This window comes from Sphingopyxis sp. GW821-FHT12C06 (assembly GCF_058807415.1).
The window spans coordinates 758605-778415 of sequence record NZ_JBXAQR010000001.1; the positions used below are offsets into that span (position 1 = coordinate 758605).

Here is a 19811-nt window from a genome sequence, read left to right on the forward strand (position 1 = left end):
CATGCAAGCTCTCGATGACGCCGACCGGCGCATATTGAACCGGCTCCGCCTCGACGCGCGGATCACCAACAGCGCGCTCGCTGCCGAGGTTGGCCTATCACCGTCGGCGTGCCTGCGCCGCGTCCGGCTGCTCGAACAATCGGGGGTCATCCGCGGCTATACCGCGATCGTTTCGGGCGCTGCGCCTGACGAAGGTACCGTCGCGATCGTTCAGATCGAGCTTGAGCGGCAGACCGAGGAATATCTGGTCCGCTTCGAAACCGCGCTGCGCCGCCATCCCGAAATTCAGGAATGGTATCTGATGACCGGCGACGGCGATTATGTGCTGCGCGTCCAGATCGCCGGGATCGACGATTATGGCGCCTTCCACCGTGATGTTCTGTCGCGCCTGCCCGGCGTCTCGCGCATCACCTCCAGCTTCGCGATGCGCAGCCACCGGCGGATGTGACTCCGGCGGTCGCTGCAAAAGGTGAAATCTGAAGGGGGAGGTTACTGGTGCCGGCTAGAGGATTCGAACCCCTGGCCCCCTGATTACAAATCAGGTGCTCTACCAACTGAGCTAAGCCGGCCTACCTTCAACGCCCCTTGCTTCAAATTATGCCAAAGGTCCAGCCCTCGGTGCGCGTGATTTCATCGGAGAGTGGGGCGGGGCTCCAGGGCGCGGCGTCGCCAGCGACATGGCGCAGCCATGCAGCGGTCAGCAGTGCATCGCTTACATGGTCGCTGATCGGGCCGGTGCCGCCAATTGGCGGCGAATCCAGCGTGGCCAACGCTGCATCAAGCACGGCGCCATCGCGGATCTTGCTGCGGCCTGCGGGCAAACCCGCGGCGCGCGTGGCGAGGCTGGTGTAGATTTCGACCAGCAGCGGGCCTTTGGTGGGCACCGGATCGAGTGGCCACAGCGGGATTCGGCCGGACAGGCGGTGGAGCAGACGCATCCCCGTCAGGCTCGCTTTGCCGACCTGCGCGGCGCCGACGAGGTTGAAATTGCTCACGCTGGCGGCCTGCTTCGTCGCGCGTTGATGCTGTTCTACGATGCGCAGCCGTCCCGCGCCGGCCTCGAACAGGTCGCCGACATCGCCCTGGCCATGGCGAAAATGACGTCGTGCCTCCGGATACGCCAGAAACGACCCCGCTTCATGGTGCGGATCGGCGCTCGCGAGCCGTTCGACGAGCGCCCATAGCGCGCGGATGTCGCCCGGGCTGTCCGCCCAGTCGGGAAAATAGGCGCCATGATCGGCAAAGGCGAAGGCGGCCGAAAAGTCGAATCCGATCAGCATATTCTCGCCCGCAACTGCGATCGATTCCAGCCAGTCGAGTATCTCTGCGCGCGACCATATATGTCCCGGCCGGACCAGCGCGGGTGCGGCGGTGCCGCTCGCAACGGCCAGGGCGATTCCGCGTTGCCGGGGGCCGCGCGCGCCCGACCAGTCGATGGCGGCGAAGTGGGTGAAACGGCGCATTGTCTTCCCTTAGGGCATCTATGTTATCTTGCACAAAGGGCGTCGGCGTCCCACATGCACCCCATGCTGATCGAAACCGAATCGACGCCGAATCCCGCGACGCTCAAATTTCTGCCCGGCCGGGTGGTTATGGACGCGGGCACCCGTGACTTTGCCAGCCCCGAAGAGGCCGGTGCTTCGCCATTGGCGAGTGCGCTTTTTTCGCTCGGCGATGTCACCGGGGTCTTTTTCGGCCGCGACTTCGTGTCGGTGTCGATCGCACCTGGCGCCGAATGGAGCGACGTGAAGCCCGATGTCCTCGGCATCGTCATGGACCATTTCCTTGCCGACGTGCCGCTGTTCAACGCTGCAAGTGCGGGCTTTTCGGTCCCGGCCGAAGATGAAGCCGGCTTCGCCGACGATCCCGCCGACGCCGATATCATCGAGCAGATCAAGGAACTGATCGAAACGCGCGTCCGTCCCGCGGTCGCCAACGATGGCGGTGACATCATCTATCGCGGTTTCGACAAGGGTAATGTGTACCTCAAGATGCAGGGTGCCTGCGCCGGCTGTCCGTCCTCGACCGCGACGCTGAAAAATGGCATCGAATCGCTGCTCAAACATTATGTTCCCGAAGTGACTGCGGTCCACGCCGTCTGACGATCCCAAACAGGAGAATGCCCATGAGCGAGCCGCTTCCCGATAGCGCCCTCGACCAGTTGTTTCGTGCCGCGCGTACTTATAACGGCTATTTCGACAAACCGGTCTCGGAAGCACAGCTCCACGCCATTTGGGACCTGGTAAAGTTCGGTCCGACCAGCGCCAACAGCCTGCCGGCGCGGATCATCTGGTGCGTGTCGGACGAAGCGAAGCAAAAGCTCGCGGCATTCGCATTGCCTGCGAACGCGGAAAAAATCCTGAAGGCGCCGGTCACCGCGATCATCGGCTCGGACAATGAATTTTACGAAAATCTGCCCGACCTTTTTCCCCACGCCGATGCGCGGGCATGGTTCGTCGGCAATGACGCGCTGGCGCAGGCGACGGCGTTCCGCAATTCCAGCATGCAAGGCGGCTATTTCGTCCTTGCGGCGCGCGCGCTCGGGCTCGATACCGGGCCGATGTCGGGCTTTGACAATGCGGGCGTCGACGCGGCTTTCTTTGCCGATCAGCCGAATGTGAAGAGCAATTTCATCACAACGCTCGGCTATGGTGATCCGGCGAGCATTTTTGACCGCAGCCCGCGCCCGGACTTCGGCCGCTTTAATAGCATCGCCTGAACGGGCGGACGGGGCCTTTCCATGCGGTATCTGGTCATCGATTCGGCGAGTGAGGCTTGCTCGGTGGCACTGGTGGAGACCCACAAAGTCCTCGATTACCGCCACGAAGTAATCGGCCGCGGCCATGCCGAACGGCTGGTGCCGCTGATCTCCGAGCTCGCCGACGGCGGCCGCGCTGACCTTATTGTCGTCGGCTGCGGTCCCGGCAGCTTCGCCGGGGTGCGCATTGGCGTCGCGGCGGCGCGCGGGCTGGCGCTGGGCTGGCAGGTTCCGGTGCAGGGGTTTTCGACCTTGTCGCTGGTTGCCGCCACCGCCGCCGATGCGATTGCGGCGGCGGGTGGTGCGCTGGTGGTGATGGAGGGCGGCCACGGGCAATGGTTCGTACAACCCTTTGCGGCCGACCTGACGCCGCGCGCGCCGTTCCGTTCGCAGCTTCCCGATGAGGCGATCCGCGCCGATGACGCGCTGGTTGTCGGCAATCGCGCCTTGCCCTTTATTGAATTGCGCGGGACCGGCGATGTGCTGCCGGTGCTGCCCGATGCACGCGCATTCCTTCGGCTGCCGACTGATGCGCTGTTCGCCGATCCCCGTCCCATTTATGGCCGGGAACCCGATGCCAAGCCGATGGGCGCCGGGTGAGCAGCGAAATCCGCCTTGCTGCCGCCCGCGTCAGCGATCTCGCCGCGGTGATGCGCGTGATGGATGCTGCCTTCGACCCCGCTTATGGCGAAGCGTGGAGTGGTGCGCAGTTGTTCACTCTGTTCGCATTGCCTTCAGCGCGGGTCGCGCTCGCCTGGGATGGCGAGCGGCCGTGCGGCTTCTACGCAGCGCGTATCGCGGGGCCGGAGAGCGAGTTGCTGCTGCTCGCGGTCGATCCTTCCGATCGTGGGCGCGGTGTCGGTGCACGGCTGATCGGCGATTGGCAAACCTGGGCAGAGGCACAGGGGGCTGACGACTATTTCCTTGAAATGCGTGCAGATAACGACGCCGTTCATCTTTATGTGCGCGCGGGATTTTCCGAATGCGGCCGTCGGCCCGCTTATTATCGCGGTGGGGACGGCGTGGTGCGCGATGCGATTACCATGCGGCGATCATCCGAGCCAGTATAACCAAATGATCAGCCATTGCAGAATTGCTCCCAAAGTGGCAGTAATCCGTCGGCGGAAGTAGAATACCAATATTCGCTCCCCACTCTTCTGGGTGAATCTAGCAAGGAATAATCTTATGTCGGACCATGCCGATACCAACGAAATGCTCGTCACGCTGACGGCTGACATTGTCGCTGCGCATGTCAGCAACAATAGCGTCGCGATTTCGGATCTCGCGATTCTTATCAACAACGTCCATGCTGCCTTGTCGGGCCTTGGTGAAAAGGTCGTTGTCGAAGAAGAACTCGTGCCTGCGGTGTCGATCCGCGCGTCGGTGAAACCCGACTTCATCACCTGTCTCGAAGATGGCAAAAAGCTGAAGATGCTGCGCCGTCATCTGATGACGCACTATGGCATGACCCCCGATGATTATCGCGCCAAGTGGGGCTTGCCCGCTGACTATCCGATGGTCGCCCCCAACTATGCCGAAAAGCGCCGTGCGCTGGCGAAGGAAATTGGCCTCGGCACCAAGGGCCGTGGCGGCGGGCGCAAGCCCAAAAAGGCCTAAGTCCCACGTAATAGGGCCATAATGGCAAATGAGGGCGGTGCCGAAGGGTGCCGCCCTTGTTCTATCCGCGGCGCGACCCTATACAGTTGCCAGAACAAAGATACGACTGCATCACGCAGGAAAGGCCCGCATGTCCGGTTCCATCGACCTAGAAGCTCTCTGCCACGAAAAGGGGCTTCGCATCACTGAGCAGCGCCGTATCATCGCGCGCGTCATTTCGGATTCCGAGGATCATCCCGATGTGGAGACGCTCTATGAGCGCGCCTCGAAAGTCGACAGCGGCATTTCGATCGCCACCGTTTACCGTACCGTCCGCCTGTTCGAGGAAGCGGGTATTCTCGATCGCCATGATTTCGGCGACGGCCGCTCGCGCTACGAAGCGGCGCCCGAGGCGCATCACGACCATCTGATCGACGTCGAAACGGGCAAGGTGATCGAATTCGTCGATCCCGAGCTGGAGGCGTTGCAAAAAGTTATCGCCGAGCGGCTGGGCTTCCGCCTCGTCGACCATCGTATGGAGCTTTATGGTGTCGCCATCGATCGCAAGCGCGACTGATCGCGCCTCGATTACCTGGCGTTCGGTAGCGCGCCTCGCCTTGATGGTGCTGGCGTTGCTGTTCCTGATCGTTCCACATCTTTGCTATCGTGCCGTTGGCCGCCCGTCGCCGATGGTCATGGCTTTTCTCAACGCCGCTGGCTGGATCGCGGGCCTGCGCGTTCGCACGACCGGCACCCGGCTGCGTCGCCACGTGCTCTTTGCGTCGAACCATGTCAGTTGGCTCGATATTTTGGCGCTCGGCGGCGCCGCGCGTTCGGCCTTTGTGTCGAAGGCCGAGGTCAAGAGCACGCCGCTCGTCGGCTGGCTCGCTGACCAGAACCACACCATCTATGTCCAGCGCGACGCGAAGCGCGAAATCCATGCCCAGGCGGACAATCTGCGCGGCGCGCTGGCGCGCGGTCGGCCGGTGACGCTTTTTCCCGAGGGGACTACGGGCCCCGGCGACGGGCTGCTCCCGTTCCGTGCGTCGCTATTCCAGGCGGTGGTGCCGCCGCTGCCCAATTTGCGGATTCAGCCGGTGTTCCTCGATTATGGCGCGGAAGCGAACGATATCGCCTGGCTCGACCCCGAATCGGGGCTCGACAATTTCAAACGCCTGCTCGCGCGCAAACGCCCGATCGCGCTGACCATCCATTATCTCGATCCGCTGCCCGCCGAAGTTGCCCATGATCGCAAGGCGATCAGTGAGGCGGCGCGCGCTGCGATAGCGTGTGAAATGGCTGCGACGGCGCGCCCTTCCGCCGCCGCGCTCCATCGCCTATAGCGAGCCGATGAAGTCCGACTCTCCCAAAACATTTCACGTCAAATCCTTCGGCTGCCAGATGAACGTCTATGACGGCGAGCGCATGGCCGAAATGCTCGGCGCCGAAGGCTATGTCGCCGCCGCCGAGGGCGCCGACGCCGACCTCGTCGTGCTCAACACCTGCCACATTCGCGAGCGTGCCGCCGAGAAAGTCTATTCGGACATCGGCCGGTTGAAGCGCGCCGACGGTAGCCGCCCGACGATTGCGGTCGCAGGCTGTGTCGCGCAGGCTGAGGGCGCCGAAATTGCCCGCCGCGCGCCGACCGTCGATGTCGTCGTCGGCCCGCAGGCCTATCACCGTCTGCCCGACCTGATCGCCCGCGCCGAACGCGGGGAGAAAGCGGTCGACCTCGACATGCCCGCCGAATCGAAGTTCGGCGCGCTGCCCAAGCGAGCGGGCGGCCAGCGCCCGACCGCTTTCCTGACCGTGCAGGAAGGCTGCGACAAATTCTGCACCTATTGCGTCGTGCCCTATACGCGCGGCGCCGAAATCAGCCGGCCCTTCGCCGACCTGATCGCCGAGGCCCGCGCACTCGTCGCGGGCGGCGCGCGCGAAATCACGCTGCTCGGCCAGAACGTCAACGCATGGGACGGCGAGGATGATCGCGGCCGTGCGATCGGCCTCGACGGACTGGTCCGCGAACTGGCGCGCGAGGATGGGCTGGAGCGTATCCGCTACATGACCAGCCACCCGAACGACATGACCGACGGGCTGATCGCGGCGCATGGCGAGATCGACAAGCTGATGCCCTATCTTCACCTGCCGGTGCAGGCCGGCAGCGACCGTATCCTCGCGGCGATGAACCGCAGCCATAGTGCTGACAGCTATCTTCGCATCATCGAACGCGTCCGCGCGGTGCGCCCCGACATCGCAATTTCGGGCGATTTCATCGTCGGTTTCCCGGGAGAAACCGAGGCGGATTTCCAGGCGACGCTCGATCTGATCCGCGAGACGCGTTACGCGATGGCGTATAGCTTCAAATATTCGCGCCGCCCCGGCACCCCGGCGGCGACCATGGACGATCAGATCCCCGACGAGGTGATGCACGACCGGCTGCTGCGCATGCAGGCGCTGCTCAACGAGCAACAGCGGGCGTTCAACGCGGCGACAGTCGGCAAGACGACGCGCCTGCTCATGGAACGCAAAGGGAAGCTCGAGGGTCAGTTGATCGGCAAGTCGCCATGGCTCCAGTCTGTGCATGTCATCGTGCCCGGCCTTACGATCGGCGACATGGTCGATGTGCGCGTGACGTCGGGCGGCTCGAACAGCCTCGGTGCCGAACCGCTGATGAGCGAGGTCGCCTGATGCGACGCGAAGCGCCCGGCACCAACAAATTACCCCGGTCGATTTTCAGCTAGGAGCATTGCCCACGTGTCCAAACGCCCACTCGCCGCAACCCCCGCCGAACCCGGCGACCGCGTCCGATTGACGGCCGAGTTTGAACGGACACAATTATTGGGAATCTTGTTCGGCGAGTTCGACCGCAACCTCGTTGCGATCGAAAACCGCCTTGGTGTCTATATTTCGGCGCGCGGCAACCGCGTCCAGATCGAGGGCGAGGCGGAGGCCGCGGCGCGCGCGCGCGACGTGCTCGCCGATCTCTATGGCCGCATTGAACAGGGGCAGGAGGTCGACGGCGGCATGGTCGACGGGGTAATCGCACTGTCGGCGCAGCCGACGCTCGATGGCATCATCCGCCACGATGTCAGCGAAGCGCCGCCGATCATGATCCGCACCCGGAAAAAGACGATCGTCCCGCGTGCGCCGTCGCAAGTGCCCTATATGCAGGCGCTGGCGCGCGACGACATCATCTTCGCGCTCGGCCCGGCGGGGACCGGCAAAACATATCTTGCGGTTGCGCAAGCCGTGGCGCAGCTGATCACCGGCAGTGTCCAGCGCCTGATCCTCTCGCGCCCTGCGGTCGAGGCGGGCGAAAAGCTCGGCTTCCTTCCCGGCGACATGAAGGAAAAGGTCGATCCCTATCTGCGGCCGCTCTACGACGCGCTCCACGACTGCCTGCCCGCCGAGCAGGTCGAGCGCCGGATCGCGAGCGCGGAAATCGAAATTGCGCCCCTAGCCTTCATGCGCGGGCGCACACTCGCCGATGCCTTCATCATCCTCGACGAAGCGCAGAATACGACGATCCCGCAGATGAAGATGTTTCTGACGCGCTTTGGTGCGAACAGCCGCATGGTCGTGTGCGGTGACCCGAAGCAGGTCGATCTGCCCATCCCCGCGAGCTCGGGCCTCGCTGACGCGGTCAGCCGCCTTGAGGGAGTCGAAGGTATCAACGTCAGCTACTTCACCAGCGCGGATGTCGTCCGCCACCCGATCGTCGGGCGGATCGTCGATGCTTATGAGGGGCCAGGGGCAAAGAGCTAGCAGCTTCAGACGGGCCTCTCGCTCCGTTTGTGTCGAGGCGAAGTCGAGGCACTCATCGAGCTAGGTGTATCGCGACTTCGCTCGATGCGAACGATCATTGAACGTTTGCGTCAGCCCGTCTTGCGTCCGAACACGCGCCGCACGCCAAAACCGGGCCGCGCTGGCGGCGTAGCGCCCGGTTGCTGCGCGCGTGCGCGAACCTCGAAGCTGCCGCCGATCCCCTCGGCCATGGCGCGCTTTGACTGCCATTCGTCGAGCAATTGCTGACGCTCGCTTTCTGCTGCCGGCATCAGCTCGGTGGGCGCCGACCGGTCGTCGAATATCTGCTCACGCGGCACAAAGCTGTCCGCCTGAAACCCATATTCGCGGTGGAGTAGTGGTTCGAGTTCATAGAGTGGCACATCGTCATCACTCGACGCGATATGGCGAACGCGATACGACAGACTATGGTCATCGGGGCCAAAGCTGTCGCCGTCGGGAATGACATAGCCGTTCCGGGTGGTCGCGACGCGCAGGAATGCCAGGATCGTTTCGAAATTCGCAGCCCAGGGAAGCTCGCTCGGTTCGATCCGAATCTCGCGGTCGATGAAATGGCCGGCGCCAAAGGTGCGAATGCCTGCGAGCGCCTTGCCGCTCGCCGACTGGCCACCGCCATAGAGATAGGGGTGGACATGCAGCGGCCCCGGAATGCCGCCGGTGGCCAGCGTTTCGAACATCTCGCCGGGGAGCAGCTGATTGCTCTGCGTCCAATGGACGACGCTTGCCGGCGCATCGTCCTGCGCCAGCCGCGACAGAAGCGTGCAAAGCTCGATCCGGCGCATGAATTGCGGCAGCGTGGTGCCCGGCCGGGTATAGCCGATCTGGCCTAGCATCCGGTCGATGTCGGGGGTCGAGGGCAGGGCGCCATGCGATACATTGATCAAGATGTGCGTGCGGTGCCGCATCAGCCGTGCGGGCATGTCGGGGCAATAAATGCGCGTGATCGCCGATTCCACCGGCTGCAGGAACGCATCGGGGTTGGCGGGCGCAGCTATATATTCCAGCGTTATCATTGTCTCGCCGGCGCCGAACAGGCGATAGAAGGCGCCCGGCTTCGCCTCGACCAGATTATAGTCGAGGCCGCTGCGCGCCGCCTCGATGTTCAGGAAACTGCGCATCACCGATTCAAGATGGCGGACCGGCGCGTCGAACAGCAGTGCCGACTGGATTTCATGGGGAAAGGGCATGGCGGCCTCGTGCGCATAGGATCGATGGAGCGTTTATGCCGTAACCCGGTTTGGTTTTGGTTAACCGTGCGCGATTTCGGTTTCCTGATTAATCGCAAGTGATTCTTAATAGCATAATACTTGACCCCTGTGCCGCACCTGCCTAGAGGCCGGCTATTGCGAATCAATCGCAATCAAAAGGGGAAGAATTTTGACGAACGTCGCTTTGCCGTCCATCGTTTCCACGCGCGCTGCGCGCCTTGCTGCGGGTACCGCGCTCGGCCTCGCGCTTGCCGTGACCGCCCCGCCGGCGTTCGCGCAGGACAATGACGGCGATTACTGGATGGCGCGCAAGAACCAGATCGTCGTCACCGCGACACGCACCGCGGTGCGGGCGGAGGATCTGCCGGTCACTGTCACCGTCAAGAGCGACGAGCAGATCGCTGACGAACTTGTGACCGACATTCGCGACCTCGTCCGCTTCGAACCCGGTGTCAGCGTCCAGCGCCAGCCGGCCCGCTTCGGCGCCGCGCTCGGCACGACCGGCCGCGCTGGCAACGACAGCTTCAACATCCGCGGCATCGGCGGCAACCGGGTGCTCATCCAGGTCGATGGTGTCCGCGTGCCCGATGGCTTCAGCTTCGGCGCGCAGGCTTCGGGGCGCGGCGACTATGTCGACCTCGGGCTCGTCAAGTCGGTCGAAATCCTGCGCGGCCCGTCGTCGGCACTCTATGGCAGTGATGGCCTTGCCGGCGCAGTCAGCTTCGTCACTTCGGACCCTGCCGATTTCCTCAAGCCGGGCCAAAATGTCGGCGGCCTCCTGCGTGCTGGCTACAGCAGCGCTGACGAAGAGTTTAGCGAAACCGCGATCCTCGCGGGCCGCAGCGGTGACTGGTCGGTGATGGCCGCCTATACCCGCCGCGACCACAAGGAACTCGACAACAAGGGCAATGTCGCCGGTGGTGTTACGGCGACTGGCACGTCGGGCAAGGATGCAGGCACCGGCCCGCTCCGCACGCTTCCCAATCCGCAGGACGGCCACTCGAACGCTGCGCTGGCGCGGATCGTCTATGATCCCGCGAACGGCCACAAGATCCGCCTGACCGGTGAATATCTCGACACCGATCTCTACACCAATGGCCTGACCGGCGTAACCGCGACGCGCAACGCGCAAGGCGTTGTCACCTCCAGCATCGACCGGCTCGAAGGCTTCGATACCGGGACACGCAAGCGCGTGTCGCTCGACTGGAGTTGGGAAGGCGAGGGCACGATCGATTTCGCCCGCGTCGCACTCTATTGGCAGGACGGCGAGGACAATCAATATACCGAAGAGGATCGCACCCCCGCTGCCGACCGTACGCGCCTCAATACTTTCGAAAACCGCGTTATCGGTGCATCGGCCGATGCGCGCGCCGACTTCGCGACCGGCGCGATCACCCACCGCCTCGTCTTTGGCGGCGACATCAGCAAGACGCGCCAGCAGGGTCTGCGTGACGGCACCGTTCCGCCGCCGGGTGAAACATATCCGACGCGCGCTTTCCCGACCACCGATTTCACCCGCGCCGGACTGTTCGTCGGCGACGAAATCTCGATCGCCGATGGCCGCCTGCTCCTCTATCCAGCGCTGCGCTTCGACTGGTACGATCTGTCGCCCGACAACGACCCGCTGCTGCCGACATTTGCGGGCGCCAAGCAGGACGGCTCGCGCGTCTCGCCGAAATTCGGTGCGGTGTGGAAGGTCACTGACGAAGTGCGGCTCTTCGCCAATTACGCGACCGGCTTCAAGGCGCCCGAGCCGGGACAGGTCAACCAGTTCTTCTCCAACCTCGCATCGGGCTACACCTCGATCCCGAACCCCGACCTTGGTCCCGAGCGCAGCGAAAGCTTCGAGGGCGGAGTCCGCTTTTCAAGCGACGGCATCAGCCTCGACGTGACCGGCTTTACCGCGCGCTACAAGGATTTCATCAGCCAGGAGCGAGTGAGCGGCAATTTCCTGCCGAACGATCCGGCCATCTTCCAATTCGTGAATCTCGATCGCGTTCGCGTCAAAGGCGCCGAAGCGCGGTTCGAGGGGCGAGCGTCGTCCGGCCTGTATACGACGCTCGCCCTATCCTATGCCACCGGCACGCAGACCGGCCTTGGCCTCGAGCGTGTACCGTTGCAGTCGATCGACCCGCTCAAACTCGTCGCCGGGTTCGGGTACCGCGCGCCCGACGGGCGGTTCGGCGGTCAGCTCATCATGACGCATAGCGGGCGCAAGGAGGTGTCGCGCACGGTCGGGGTCGATGATCGCGGACTACCGACGACTGTTTGCAGCGGTTCGGAATGCTTCCGTCCCGACAGCTTCACGATCCTTGATGCGACAGCCTTTGTGCGCGTCATGGACGCGCTGACGCTCCGCGCCGGTGTCTTCAACATCCTCGACAAGAAATACAGCTGGTGGAGCGACGTTCGTGGTCTCGCCTCCACCTCGCTCGTGACCGACGCCTATACCCAGCCCGGCCGCAACGCGAGCGTGTCGCTCAGCTTCCGCTTCTGAACAACAAAAGAAGGACTGCACCGATGAAAACATATCGTAAAATCGCGGCGGGTTTGTTGCTGCTCTCCGCCGCACTTCCGGGCATCGCGTCGGCGCACCCGCCGATCGCTGCCGAGCAGGCGGCGGCCAATTTCGAACAGGACCGCGCCGACATCCTCGCGATGGCGGGCAATTACCGTGTCAGCTTCAACATGCAGGAATCGACGCGCTGGGACCCGAATTACGAGGTGCTGGAACCCAAGCGGTCGGGCGGCAACGAGGTCGTCCGCGTGATCGAGGACACGGGGCGCAAAATCTCGCTCCAGCACATGCTCGTCATCACCGGCGACGACGACAAGAGCTTCATCATCAAGCATTGGCGGCAGGACTGGGAATATGAACCGGCCAAGGTTCTGGTCTATTCGGACCGCAACGCATGGACGTGGGAAGATGTCCCCGAGAAAATGCGCACCGGCCGCTGGTCGCAGACGGTGTGGCAGGTCGACGACAGCCCCCGCTATGGCGGCTGGGGCCAGTTCGAAACGCAGGGCGGCGTCCGCCGCTGGCGCTCGAGCTGGACGTGGCGCCCGCTCGCGCGCCGCGATGCCGTGCGCAATCCGGTCTACGACCGCTATCTGTCGATCAACCGCCACCAGCCGAGCCCCGACGGCTGGGTCCACTGGCAGGACAACACCAAAATGGGGACGAAGGACGGCAAGCTGGTGCCGATCGTCCAGGAATATGTCCTCAACACCTATATCAAGTACGACCAATATGATGTGAAGGCCGCCGACGATTATTGGGCTGCGACCAAGGGTTATTGGGCCGCCGTTCGCGCCGAATGGGCCCGGGTTGCCGCGACGAAGGGCGGCATCGCGATCGAGGAAAAGGCCGACACCGGCACCGTCATCAGCGGCCGCCTGCTCGAAATCGCCGACGAAATTCAGGAAAAGAAGCTTACCACCGCCAAGGCGATCGCCGAAGCGAAGAAGCTGATCGAAACCAACACCCGCAAACTCTGACCCACTTCACCATGTGAAGCCCGCAACTGGGGCGGCTCTGCAAAGGGCCGCCCCTATTTTTGCGTCAGATCATTTCTTCGTCGCGCCTTCGACGCTCCAGATCCCGGCGCCGCGCGTGGCGATGAACAGGAAGATGAAGCAGTAAAGGATGATCGTCTCGCCACCATTGACGATGGGGAAGGGGTTTTTGGCGCCGTGCGCGACCCAGTAGCCGACCGCCGCCATGCCGCTGGCAAGGAAGGCCGCGGGGCGGGTGAAGAGGCCGAGGACGATCAGGCCGCCCGCGACAATCTCGATCGCGCCCGCCGCCATCAGCATCGGATTGAGCGGCATCGGGAACGCCACCGGGAAATTGAAGAATTTCTGTACGCCATGCGCGAGGAACAAAAGGCCCGCGACGATGCGCAGCAGCGCATAGGCCTGTTCGCCGAAACCATCGAGAAATTTCATGATAACCCCTCCTTGCCGTTGATCGACGGGTGGGAAGCTAAGCCACTGTTGCGTGATGTCAAAGCGTCATTGCTTCGCTTCGCTCACAATGACGAAAAGGGTGATCGCGCCGAAATTTTTTCGCCCGCCATGTCACATCCGCAAACCCTGTCTCGTCAAGTCAGCACCACCCTTTGAAAAGGAGCTTCGACATGACGAAAGTAACCGACCCCTTCGCCGCCGCGCCACAGCTGATGAAACAATGGATGGCGACCTCGCTCGCCGTGCAGGAAAGCCTCGAGAAGAGCCTGATCGAACTCGTCAAGATTCGCGCCTCGATCCTCAACGGCTGCGCCAATTGCATCAACATGCACACGACCGAGGCGCGCGCGGGCGGAGAGAGCGAACAGCGCATCTATCTGCTCGCCGCATGGCACGAAGCACCGGTCTATACGCCTCGCGAGCGCGCCGCGCTGGCATGGACCGACGCCTTGACCCGCCTGTCGCAAGGCCACACACAGAAGGAAGCCAAGGACGCGCTCGAAGCGCATTTCACGCCGGAGGAACAGGTGAAGCTCACCCTTATGATCAACATCATCAACGGCTGGAACCGCCTCGCGGTCGGCTTTGACCTTTGGTATGAAATGCCCGCGGCCAAGGCGGCCTGATGACGCCGACGGGCCATCATGATGCGGCGGACGCGGCGGTCAGTTTCGACCCGCTACGTCCGCTGCTCACCCGCGTTGCCTATCGTATGCTCGGCTCGGTCGCCGATGCCGAGGATGTGGTGCAGGACGCCTTCATCCGCTGGCTCGGGACCGACCGTGCCGCGGTGCGCGAGCCCGCCGCCTTCCTCCGCCGCACCGTGACGCGGCTTTGCCTCGACCAGATCAAATCGGCGCGCCGCCAGCGCGAGACTTATGTCGGGCCCTGGCTCCCCGACCCGCTGGTCGAGGAGGAGGAAGAGGATGATGTCACCCTGCCGCTGATGCTTGCGCTCGAACGCCTGTCGCCGTTGGAGCGCGCCGCTTTCCTGCTCCACGATGTCTTCGGCGTCGGCTTCGAGGAAGTGGCGACGACGATTGGCCGCGATGCCGCCGCGACGCGTCAGCTCGCCGCGCGCGCCCGCACCCACGTCCGCGACGCCCGTCCGCGCTACAAGCTCGAAAAGGAACAGGGGATGGAGATCGCCAACGCCTTCTTCGCGGCGTCACGCAGCGGCGACATGGGCGCGCTCGGCGCGCTGCTCGCGGCGGACGTTGGCATGTGGTCCGACGGCGGCGGCAAGCGCCCCGCGGCGCTGACGCCGGTGCTCGGGTACGATATCGTGATGAAGCTCCACCGCAGCCTTGCGGTGCTGTTCGGCAAATATGGCTCGACGCTGGTCCATGCCGGAATGATCAACGGTCTGCCGGGTTTCGTCACCCGCGAGGCCGATGGCGAGTTGCAAACGACGGCGCTGGAGATTGCCGACGGCAAGGTCGCCGCCATCTATGTCATGCGCAACCCCGACAAGCTGCGGCACATGCATTAGGGGCTAATATGCGCAGGACTTGATGGGTATATCTCCTCGTCCGACACTACCCGGTTTTGAGATAAACCTCGTGCCAGAGCGTCACCAGCCCGTCGGTGTCGAAGGTGAGCAGCAGCATGGCCTCGAACCGGTCGATGCTGCCGTCGGTGCGGCGGACCGTCGCGGTCATGGCGAGGACGGTGGAGGCCTGCTCGGTGACGGTCCGGTGAATTTCATAGTCGATCGCCGCAATCGTCGCGCGAAATCCGTTGAGGAATTCGAGGTAGTTGGTGTGCGTCGCGGGATGGACGCGGCCGTTGGCGCAGACGGTGAAGGCCGGGGCGAATTTCTCGCCGATCGTCGCTTCCGTCAGGGGGGCGTCGTGGAGCAGGTGGCGCCGGTTCCAGTCGAGAAGGTCGCGGGCGAGCTGGTCGCTATTCATATGGGATTGAACCTGTTTTCCTGAGGGTGAGCGGCCTAGCGGATCCGCTGGCCGCCCTTCCACATCATCGTTGCACGGCCCTGCACCGGCATGCCGTCGAAGGGGGTGTTGCCGGCCCAGGCCGCCATTTTCTTGGCGTCGACCTGCCACGGCGTATCGGCGTCGACGAGGATGAGGTCGGCCTCCATGCCCACGGCGAGGCGGCCGGTGTTGACGCCGAGCAGGCAGGCGGGGGTGCCCGCGAGCAGTTCGAACAGACGGCCGGGCGAGACATGGCCGTCGCGGACGAGGTTCAGGCCGAGCGCGAGCAGCGTTTCGGCGCCCGCCATGCCGGGCTGCGCCTCGGCGAAGGGCAGGCGCTTGTCTTCGGGGCCGCGCGGGTCGTGGCCCGAGGACAGCACATCGATCGTGCCGTCGGCGATTGCGGCGAGGCAGGCGTGGCGGTCGTCCTCGCTGCGGAGCGGCGGCGACAGGCGCGCGAAGGTGCGGAAGTCGCCGATCGCGGTATCCGAGAGGAAGAGATGCGCGGGGGTGATGCCGCAGAGGACGGGCAGCCCCTTCGCTTTGGCGGCGCGGATCAGGTCGAGCCCGCGCGCGGTCGTGACTTGCCGGAAATGAACCGGCGCGCCGGCTTCTTCCATCAGCATCAGGTCGCGCGCGATCGCGATCGCCTCGGCGATCGCGGGGGCCGAGGCGAGGCCGAGGCGGGTTGCCATTTCGCCGTCGGTCGCGACCGCGCCGGCGGTGAGGCCTTCATCCTCGGCGTGGATGATCGTGACGAGGCCGAGCGAGGCGGCGTAGCTCAATATACGGCGCATCACGCCGCTATCGGCGATGCGCGTGCGGCCGGTGGCGATGGCGCGGGCGCCCGCGCCCTTCATCAGACCGATTTCGGCGAGCTCCTTGCCCGCAAGGCCCTTGGTCGCAGCGGCGACGGGGTGGACCCACAGGTCGGGCTTGCCGCCCTTGGCCGCGCGCTCGACCAGACCGGGGTCGTCGAGGCGACCAGCGTCGGGCATCAGCGCGGCGCGGGTGATGCCGCCGAAGTGGAAGGCTGGCTTGTCGGTAGCGAAGACGCCGAGGTCGATGATCCCGGGGGCGAGCCACTGGCCCTTGGCATCGACCGTCTCGGTGCCCTCGGGCACCTCGGTCGGGTCGATCGCGGCGATGCGGCCGTCGACTGCGAGCAGGCTGCCGGCGCGCGGCGTGTCGCCGTCGATCAGCTGAGCGCCCGTAATGTGGAGCGGCTTCACGCCCATCCCGGTATCTTTCGTTTGCGGCGGGTCAAAATGTCGAGGCAGGCCATGCGCACAGCGACCCCCATTTCGACCTGCTCGGTGATCGTCGAGCGGACGGGATCGTCGGCGACGCTGCTGTCGATCTCGACCCCGCGGTTCATCGGGCCGGGGTGCATGACGATGGCGTCGGGCTTGGCCTTTTCGAGCCGTTTCGGGGTGAGGCCGTAGAGCGCGTGATATTCGCGCGCGCTGGGCAGATAGGCGCCGTCCATGCGTTCGTTCTGGAGGCGGAGCATCATCACGACGTCGGCGTCCTTGATGCCTTCGTCCATATCGGTGAAGGTCGTCACATGCATGCGTTCCAACGCGGGCGGGGTCAGCGTCGGTGGCGCAACGACGCGCACTTCATTGCCGAGCAGGGTGAGCGCGAGAATGTTCGAGCGCGCGACGCGGCTGTGGAGGACGTCGCCGCAGATCGCGATGGTGAGGCCCTCGACCTTGCCCTTGCGGCGGCGGATGGTGAGCGCGTCGAGCAGCGCCTGCGTCGGATGCTCGTGGCGGCCGTCGCCGGCGTTGAGGACGGGGCAGTCGACCTTGTCGGCGATCAGCTGCACCGCGCCCGAGCTTTGATGTCGGATGACGAGGGCGTCGGCGCGCATCGCGTTGAGTGTCATCGCGGTGTCGATCAGCGTCTCGCCCTTTTTGACGCTCGACTGCGCGGCGTGCATGTTGACGACGTCGGCGCCGAGGCGTTTTCCGGCGATTTCGAACGACAGCAAGGTGCGCGTCGAATTTTCGAAAAAGGCGTTGATGATCGTGAGGCCGGCGAGGGCATCGTCATGCTTGGCGGCGCCCGCGCGGTTCAACTCGACCCACTGTTCGGCGGCGTCGAGAACGTAGGAAATCTCCCACGGGGTGAGCTGGGCGATGCCGATCAGGTGGCGATGGCGAAAGGCATCGCCGCCGGGCGGATAGTCGCTGACGGGTCGGGTTTTTGCGCTTGTCATTAAAGCCGAGCCTCTATGCAGGATCGGGCAAATACGCAAGCATTGCCGCGACCAGCGGTCCAAGAAATCCGGATGCCCAGAGCGTCAGCAGGATGACTTCGAGGGCGAGAATGGTGATCATTTGCGACGCGAACGGCTGCTTGCGCGTCTTGTGGCGGACGAGGCGCGAGGCGGCGAAGGTGCCGAAGGCGCCGCCGAAAAAGGCCCAGCGGAGAAGGGCGTTTTCGGAAATGCGCCGTTCACCATTTTCGGCGCGCTGTTTGTCGAGGATCATGAGCACGAAGGCGATCAGATTGGCGGCGATCAGCCAATAGACGATATATTCGGTCAACCGCGCACCGTCATGCGCGGGTCAGGGCGTCGATTGCACCCTGGAGGATGAAGGCGGCGGCGGCGCTGTCGATGCGTTCGGCGCGCTTGGCGCGGCTGACGTCGGCGGCGATCATCGCGCGCTCGACCGCGGCGGTCGACCAGCGCTCGTCCCACAGCAGCAGCGGCAAGCCGAGCGGCATGAGGTTGCGCGCGAAGGCACGGGTGCTCTGGGTGCGCGGGCTGTCGGTGCCGTCCATATTGAGCGGCAGGCCGACGACGAGGCCGACGACCGATTGCGCCGCGACGAGGGCTTTGAGGATTTCGAGGTCGGCGGAGAATTTCTTGCGGATGATCGTCTTGTCGGGGGTCGCGAAGGCCCAGTTCGCGTCGCAGAAGGCGACGCCGATGGTCTTGGTGCCGACGTCGAGGGCCATGAGGCGGCCGCCGTTGGGGAGCGCTGCGGCGAATTCGGGGGCGGCGGCGGTGATCATTGCCCGCCCTTATCGCCAAATTTCGTCATGCTGAACTTGATTCAGCATCCTTGGCCTGACGCCGCGAAGTCAGGCCATGGATCCCGGATCAAGTCCGGGGTGAGGATGAAGGGGGAGTGGTTGACGAAGCGGCGGGCGTGGGTGCCAGCGTGACCGGAATAGGCGCCACCGCGGGCGGAACCGGCGACGGTTTCCCTTCGAACGTCGCCAGCCGGCGCAGCACGTCGGCGCGGACGTTCGCCCAGAACAGCGTGATGTCATAGACATGGTAATTGTTGCCCGGCAGCACATAGCCCGCGACGACGTAATTTTTCGCAATGTCGCCGTCGCCGATCATCAGCAGTCCGTGCGCGTCGTCGCATTGGGCGCCGATCTTGCCCGCGACCAGCGACCCGCTCTTGAAACCCGTGGTGGGCTTCAGTGTGCCGAGATTGGTTTCGGGCGTCGCCGCGGCGTCGGGGGTGCCGGTGATTGGGTTGGTGCAGAGCATCCGCGTGCCCGCGCGCGGGCGGCCGTCGAAGCCGATCGTGCCGTCATAGGCGCCGAGCACCATTTCGGGGTCGGCGGGCGCCGCGAAGCTCACCCAGCTGAGGATACAGCCCTTTTGCTCGGGGGTCTGGCATGCGGGAAGGCCGAGGCCGGCGATGTCGGTGTCGACGCTGATCGGCCAGCCGACGGCATAGACCGCGACGATGCGTTTCGCGAGCGGGGTGCCCGCGATCTTGTTCTTGAGCAGCGTAGTCAGGTGGAGCGCGCCCTGACTATGGCCCGCGAGAATGATCGGTTTATTCTTCGGCTGCGCGGCGACGAAGGCGTCGAACGCCTGTTCGACATCCTGATAGGCGGCGTCGATCGCCTTGCCCGCGGTGACGCGGTCTTCGGCGAGGAAGGCGCCGAGGGTCGCCTGGCGATAGCGCGGCGCCCAGATGTCACCGGCATCGGCAAAGGCGCTCGCCATGCCTTGGACGAACAGATTGGCGCGGTGGTCCGAATCGCGGTCCGCGAGCGGGGCGTTCCAGCTCGACCGGCTGTAATAGCTGGTCGGATGGACGAAGAAGACCGCGGCGTCGCCCTTGGGCGGCTGCGCTGCCGCTCCGGCTTCGGCGGCGGTTGCGGGCGGGACGAGCGCGTCGCCGCGCTGCGCTTCGGCGCTGTCGGGCGACGGCGTGTGAGCATAGGCGGCTTCGGGGCGCCAGTCCGAGGGGTTTTTCTCCATCCCCGGCCGTGCGAACCACATTTTGGGGTCGTCATAGGCGTTCGGCGTCACTGCGGCCTGCGGCTTGAATTCGGCGCTGGGGACGAAGGCGGTGCGTGCGATCCAGCCCGGATAGAGCTGATACACGACCCCGGCGGCGAGGATGAGGATGATGACGGCGGCGATGAAGTAGAGAAATTTGCGGGCCATTGGGGCTCCATGGGAGAGGAGAGAGGTTTCGGCTTCTGTATCCGCTCGTGACGACGGCATCAAACAACGCGTCGCGCTGAACTTGTTTCAGCATCCATAGCCTGAACGCG

23 protein-coding genes and 1 tRNA gene are annotated in these 19811 nt (G+C 64.4%); 14 read left to right on the forward strand and 10 right to left on the reverse strand.

The annotated features are described in order from the left end of the window. Position 1 precedes the first annotated feature (1 nt). Complete coding sequence (locus AC1RRJ_RS03520; RefSeq protein WP_493120329.1) at positions 2-448, forward strand: Lrp/AsnC family transcriptional regulator; 447 nt, start codon at positions 2-4, stop codon at positions 446-448. A 45-nt stretch (positions 449-493) separates the two neighbouring features. Here the strand turns inward: AC1RRJ_RS03520 and AC1RRJ_RS03525 are convergent. Beyond that, positions 494-569, reverse strand: a tRNA-Thr gene (locus AC1RRJ_RS03525). 21 nt (positions 570-590) lie between these two features. After that, a complete protein-coding gene (locus AC1RRJ_RS03530) occupies positions 591-1463 on the reverse strand; it encodes a hypothetical protein (RefSeq protein ID WP_493120330.1) in 873 nt (290 codons plus the stop codon). 63 nt (positions 1464-1526) lie between these two features. On the opposite strand from AC1RRJ_RS03530, the gene AC1RRJ_RS03535 reads away from it, so the two are divergent. The 9 genes from AC1RRJ_RS03535 (at position 1527) to AC1RRJ_RS03575 (ending at position 8119) form a co-directional block, all read left to right on the forward strand. Continuing rightward, on the forward strand, positions 1527-2102 hold the full coding sequence (locus AC1RRJ_RS03535; RefSeq protein WP_493120331.1) for a NifU family protein: 576 nt from the start codon (positions 1527-1529) through the stop codon (positions 2100-2102). Between the two features lie 23 nt (positions 2103-2125). Next, the gene (locus AC1RRJ_RS03540) at positions 2126-2719 is read left to right on the forward strand and encodes a malonic semialdehyde reductase (protein WP_493120332.1); all 594 of its coding nucleotides are present in this window, start codon (positions 2126-2128) and stop codon (positions 2717-2719) included. A 21-nt stretch (positions 2720-2740) separates the two neighbouring features. After that, positions 2741-3358, forward strand: coding sequence for a tRNA (adenosine(37)-N6)-threonylcarbamoyltransferase complex dimerization subunit type 1 TsaB (gene tsaB, locus AC1RRJ_RS03545; protein WP_493120333.1), 618 nt, complete (start codon positions 2741-2743; stop codon positions 3356-3358). Further along, a complete protein-coding gene (locus tag AC1RRJ_RS03550; protein WP_493120334.1) occupies positions 3355-3828 on the forward strand; it encodes a GNAT family N-acetyltransferase in 474 nt (157 codons plus the stop codon). Before tsaB ends, AC1RRJ_RS03550 begins: the two co-directional genes overlap by 4 nt. A 115-nt stretch (positions 3829-3943) precedes the next feature. Beyond that, positions 3944-4375: a Ros/MucR family transcriptional regulator gene (locus tag AC1RRJ_RS03555; RefSeq protein ID WP_493120335.1), complete on the forward strand. Its 432-nt coding sequence runs from the start codon at positions 3944-3946 to the stop codon at positions 4373-4375. A 130-nt stretch (positions 4376-4505) separates the two neighbouring features. Then, positions 4506-4931 carry a Fur family transcriptional regulator gene (locus tag AC1RRJ_RS03560; RefSeq protein ID WP_088473140.1) on the forward strand — a complete coding sequence of 142 codons (426 nt, stop codon included), beginning with the start codon at positions 4506-4508 and terminating at the stop codon, positions 4929-4931. Then, positions 4900-5697 (forward strand): lysophospholipid acyltransferase family protein, encoded by a 798-nt coding sequence (locus tag AC1RRJ_RS03565; protein ID WP_493120336.1) that lies wholly within the window; start codon positions 4900-4902, stop codon positions 5695-5697. The genes AC1RRJ_RS03560 and AC1RRJ_RS03565 overlap by 32 nt, the downstream gene beginning before the upstream one ends. A gap of 7 nt (positions 5698-5704) precedes the next feature. Then, complete coding sequence (gene miaB / locus AC1RRJ_RS03570; protein ID WP_493120337.1) at positions 5705-7042, forward strand: tRNA (N6-isopentenyl adenosine(37)-C2)-methylthiotransferase MiaB; 1338 nt, start codon at positions 5705-5707, stop codon at positions 7040-7042. A gap of 66 nt (positions 7043-7108) precedes the next feature. Continuing rightward, complete coding sequence (locus tag AC1RRJ_RS03575) at positions 7109-8119, forward strand: PhoH family protein (RefSeq protein WP_088473141.1); 1011 nt, start codon at positions 7109-7111, stop codon at positions 8117-8119. Between the two features lie 110 nt (positions 8120-8229). Here AC1RRJ_RS03575 and AC1RRJ_RS03580 read toward each other — a convergent pair whose 3' ends face one another. Next, positions 8230-9345, reverse strand: a complete 1116-nt coding sequence (locus AC1RRJ_RS03580; RefSeq protein WP_493120338.1) for a hypothetical protein — start codon at positions 9343-9345, stop codon at positions 8230-8232. A gap of 190 nt (positions 9346-9535) precedes the next feature. Here AC1RRJ_RS03580 and AC1RRJ_RS03585 point away from each other — a divergent pair, with 190 nt between their 5' ends. Together AC1RRJ_RS03585 and AC1RRJ_RS03590 are read left to right on the forward strand one after the other, a co-directional pair. Beyond that, a complete protein-coding gene (locus AC1RRJ_RS03585) occupies positions 9536-11863 on the forward strand; it encodes a TonB-dependent hemoglobin/transferrin/lactoferrin family receptor (protein ID WP_493120339.1) in 2328 nt (775 codons plus the stop codon). Between the two features lie 23 nt (positions 11864-11886). Beyond that, positions 11887-12864: a DUF6607 family protein gene (locus tag AC1RRJ_RS03590; protein ID WP_493120340.1), complete on the forward strand. Its 978-nt coding sequence runs from the start codon at positions 11887-11889 to the stop codon at positions 12862-12864. Positions 12865-12933: 69 nt separating this feature from the next. Here AC1RRJ_RS03590 and AC1RRJ_RS03595 read toward each other — a convergent pair whose 3' ends face one another. After that, a complete protein-coding gene (locus AC1RRJ_RS03595; protein ID WP_493120341.1) occupies positions 12934-13314 on the reverse strand; it encodes a DoxX family protein in 381 nt (126 codons plus the stop codon). Positions 13315-13505: 191 nt separating this feature from the next. Between AC1RRJ_RS03595 and AC1RRJ_RS03600 the strand changes: the two genes are divergently transcribed. Further along, a complete protein-coding gene (locus AC1RRJ_RS03600) occupies positions 13506-13961 on the forward strand; it encodes a carboxymuconolactone decarboxylase family protein (protein ID WP_493120342.1) in 456 nt (151 codons plus the stop codon). Next, entirely contained in the window at positions 13961-14827 is an 867-nt protein-coding gene (locus AC1RRJ_RS03605; protein WP_493120343.1) for a sigma-70 family RNA polymerase sigma factor, read from the forward strand. Before AC1RRJ_RS03600 ends, AC1RRJ_RS03605 begins: the two co-directional genes overlap by 1 nt. Before the next feature lie 46 nt (positions 14828-14873). Here the strand turns inward: AC1RRJ_RS03605 and AC1RRJ_RS03610 are convergent, their stop codons facing one another. From AC1RRJ_RS03610 to AC1RRJ_RS03635, 6 genes are all read right to left on the reverse strand, one after another. Next, entirely contained in the window at positions 14874-15248 is a 375-nt protein-coding gene (locus tag AC1RRJ_RS03610) for a hypothetical protein (RefSeq protein WP_493120344.1), read from the reverse strand. Between the two features lie 35 nt (positions 15249-15283). Continuing rightward, complete coding sequence (locus AC1RRJ_RS03615; RefSeq protein ID WP_493120345.1) at positions 15284-16507, reverse strand: dihydroorotase; 1224 nt, start codon at positions 16505-16507, stop codon at positions 15284-15286. After that, the gene (locus tag AC1RRJ_RS03620) at positions 16498-17493 is read right to left on the reverse strand and encodes an aspartate carbamoyltransferase catalytic subunit (RefSeq protein ID WP_493120346.1); all 996 of its coding nucleotides are present in this window, start codon (positions 17491-17493) and stop codon (positions 16498-16500) included. The genes AC1RRJ_RS03615 and AC1RRJ_RS03620 overlap by 10 nt, the downstream gene beginning before the upstream one ends. A 13-nt stretch (positions 17494-17506) precedes the next feature. After that, the gene (locus AC1RRJ_RS03625; protein ID WP_493120347.1) at positions 17507-17824 is read right to left on the reverse strand and encodes a DUF1294 domain-containing protein; all 318 of its coding nucleotides are present in this window, start codon (positions 17822-17824) and stop codon (positions 17507-17509) included. Between the two features lie 10 nt (positions 17825-17834). Beyond that, complete coding sequence (gene ruvX, locus AC1RRJ_RS03630; protein WP_493120348.1) at positions 17835-18296, reverse strand: Holliday junction resolvase RuvX; 462 nt, start codon at positions 18294-18296, stop codon at positions 17835-17837. Positions 18297-18384: 88 nt separating this feature from the next. After that, positions 18385-19701, reverse strand: a complete 1317-nt coding sequence (locus AC1RRJ_RS03635) for a DUF3089 domain-containing protein (RefSeq protein WP_493120349.1) — start codon at positions 19699-19701, stop codon at positions 18385-18387. Positions 19702-19811: the final 110 nt, after the last annotated feature.

What these genes read in the sequence shown, in the direction of transcription:
- AC1RRJ_RS03635 (WP_493120349.1), bottom strand. Translation starts at nt 19,701, where the DNA reads ATGGCCCGCAAATTTCTCTACTTCATCGCCGCCGTCATCATCCTCATC.
- tsaB (WP_493120333.1), top strand. Translation starts at nt 2,741, where the DNA reads ATGCGGTATCTGGTCATCGATTCGGCGAGTGAGGCTTGCTCGGTGGCA.
- AC1RRJ_RS03595 (WP_493120341.1), bottom strand. Translation starts at nt 13,314, where the DNA reads ATGAAATTTCTCGATGGTTTCGGCGAACAGGCCTATGCGCTGCTGCGC.
- AC1RRJ_RS03535 (WP_493120331.1), top strand. Translation starts at nt 1,527, where the DNA reads ATGCTGATCGAAACCGAATCGACGCCGAATCCCGCGACGCTCAAATTT.
- ruvX (WP_493120348.1), bottom strand. Translation starts at nt 18,296, where the DNA reads ATGATCACCGCCGCCGCCCCCGAATTCGCCGCAGCGCTCCCCAACGGC.
- AC1RRJ_RS03610 (WP_493120344.1), bottom strand. Translation starts at nt 15,248, where the DNA reads ATGAATAGCGACCAGCTCGCCCGCGACCTTCTCGACTGGAACCGGCGC.
- AC1RRJ_RS03530 (WP_493120330.1), bottom strand. Translation starts at nt 1,463, where the DNA reads ATGCGCCGTTTCACCCACTTCGCCGCCATCGACTGGTCGGGCGCGCGC.
- AC1RRJ_RS03520 (WP_493120329.1), top strand. Translation starts at nt 2, where the DNA reads ATGCAAGCTCTCGATGACGCCGACCGGCGCATATTGAACCGGCTCCGC.
- AC1RRJ_RS03540 (WP_493120332.1), top strand. Translation starts at nt 2,126, where the DNA reads ATGAGCGAGCCGCTTCCCGATAGCGCCCTCGACCAGTTGTTTCGTGCC.
- AC1RRJ_RS03615 (WP_493120345.1), bottom strand. Translation starts at nt 16,507, where the DNA reads ATGGGCGTGAAGCCGCTCCACATTACGGGCGCTCAGCTGATCGACGGC.
- AC1RRJ_RS03620 (WP_493120346.1), bottom strand. Translation starts at nt 17,493, where the DNA reads ATGACAAGCGCAAAAACCCGACCCGTCAGCGACTATCCGCCCGGCGGC.
- AC1RRJ_RS03555 (WP_493120335.1), top strand. Translation starts at nt 3,944, where the DNA reads ATGTCGGACCATGCCGATACCAACGAAATGCTCGTCACGCTGACGGCT.
- miaB (WP_493120337.1), top strand. Translation starts at nt 5,705, where the DNA reads ATGAAGTCCGACTCTCCCAAAACATTTCACGTCAAATCCTTCGGCTGC.
- AC1RRJ_RS03580 (WP_493120338.1), bottom strand. Translation starts at nt 9,345, where the DNA reads ATGCCCTTTCCCCATGAAATCCAGTCGGCACTGCTGTTCGACGCGCCG.
- AC1RRJ_RS03560 (WP_088473140.1), top strand. Translation starts at nt 4,506, where the DNA reads ATGTCCGGTTCCATCGACCTAGAAGCTCTCTGCCACGAAAAGGGGCTT.
- AC1RRJ_RS03600 (WP_493120342.1), top strand. Translation starts at nt 13,506, where the DNA reads ATGACGAAAGTAACCGACCCCTTCGCCGCCGCGCCACAGCTGATGAAA.
- AC1RRJ_RS03605 (WP_493120343.1), top strand. Translation starts at nt 13,961, where the DNA reads ATGACGCCGACGGGCCATCATGATGCGGCGGACGCGGCGGTCAGTTTC.
- AC1RRJ_RS03590 (WP_493120340.1), top strand. Translation starts at nt 11,887, where the DNA reads ATGAAAACATATCGTAAAATCGCGGCGGGTTTGTTGCTGCTCTCCGCC.
- AC1RRJ_RS03565 (WP_493120336.1), top strand. Translation starts at nt 4,900, where the DNA reads ATGGTGTCGCCATCGATCGCAAGCGCGACTGATCGCGCCTCGATTACC.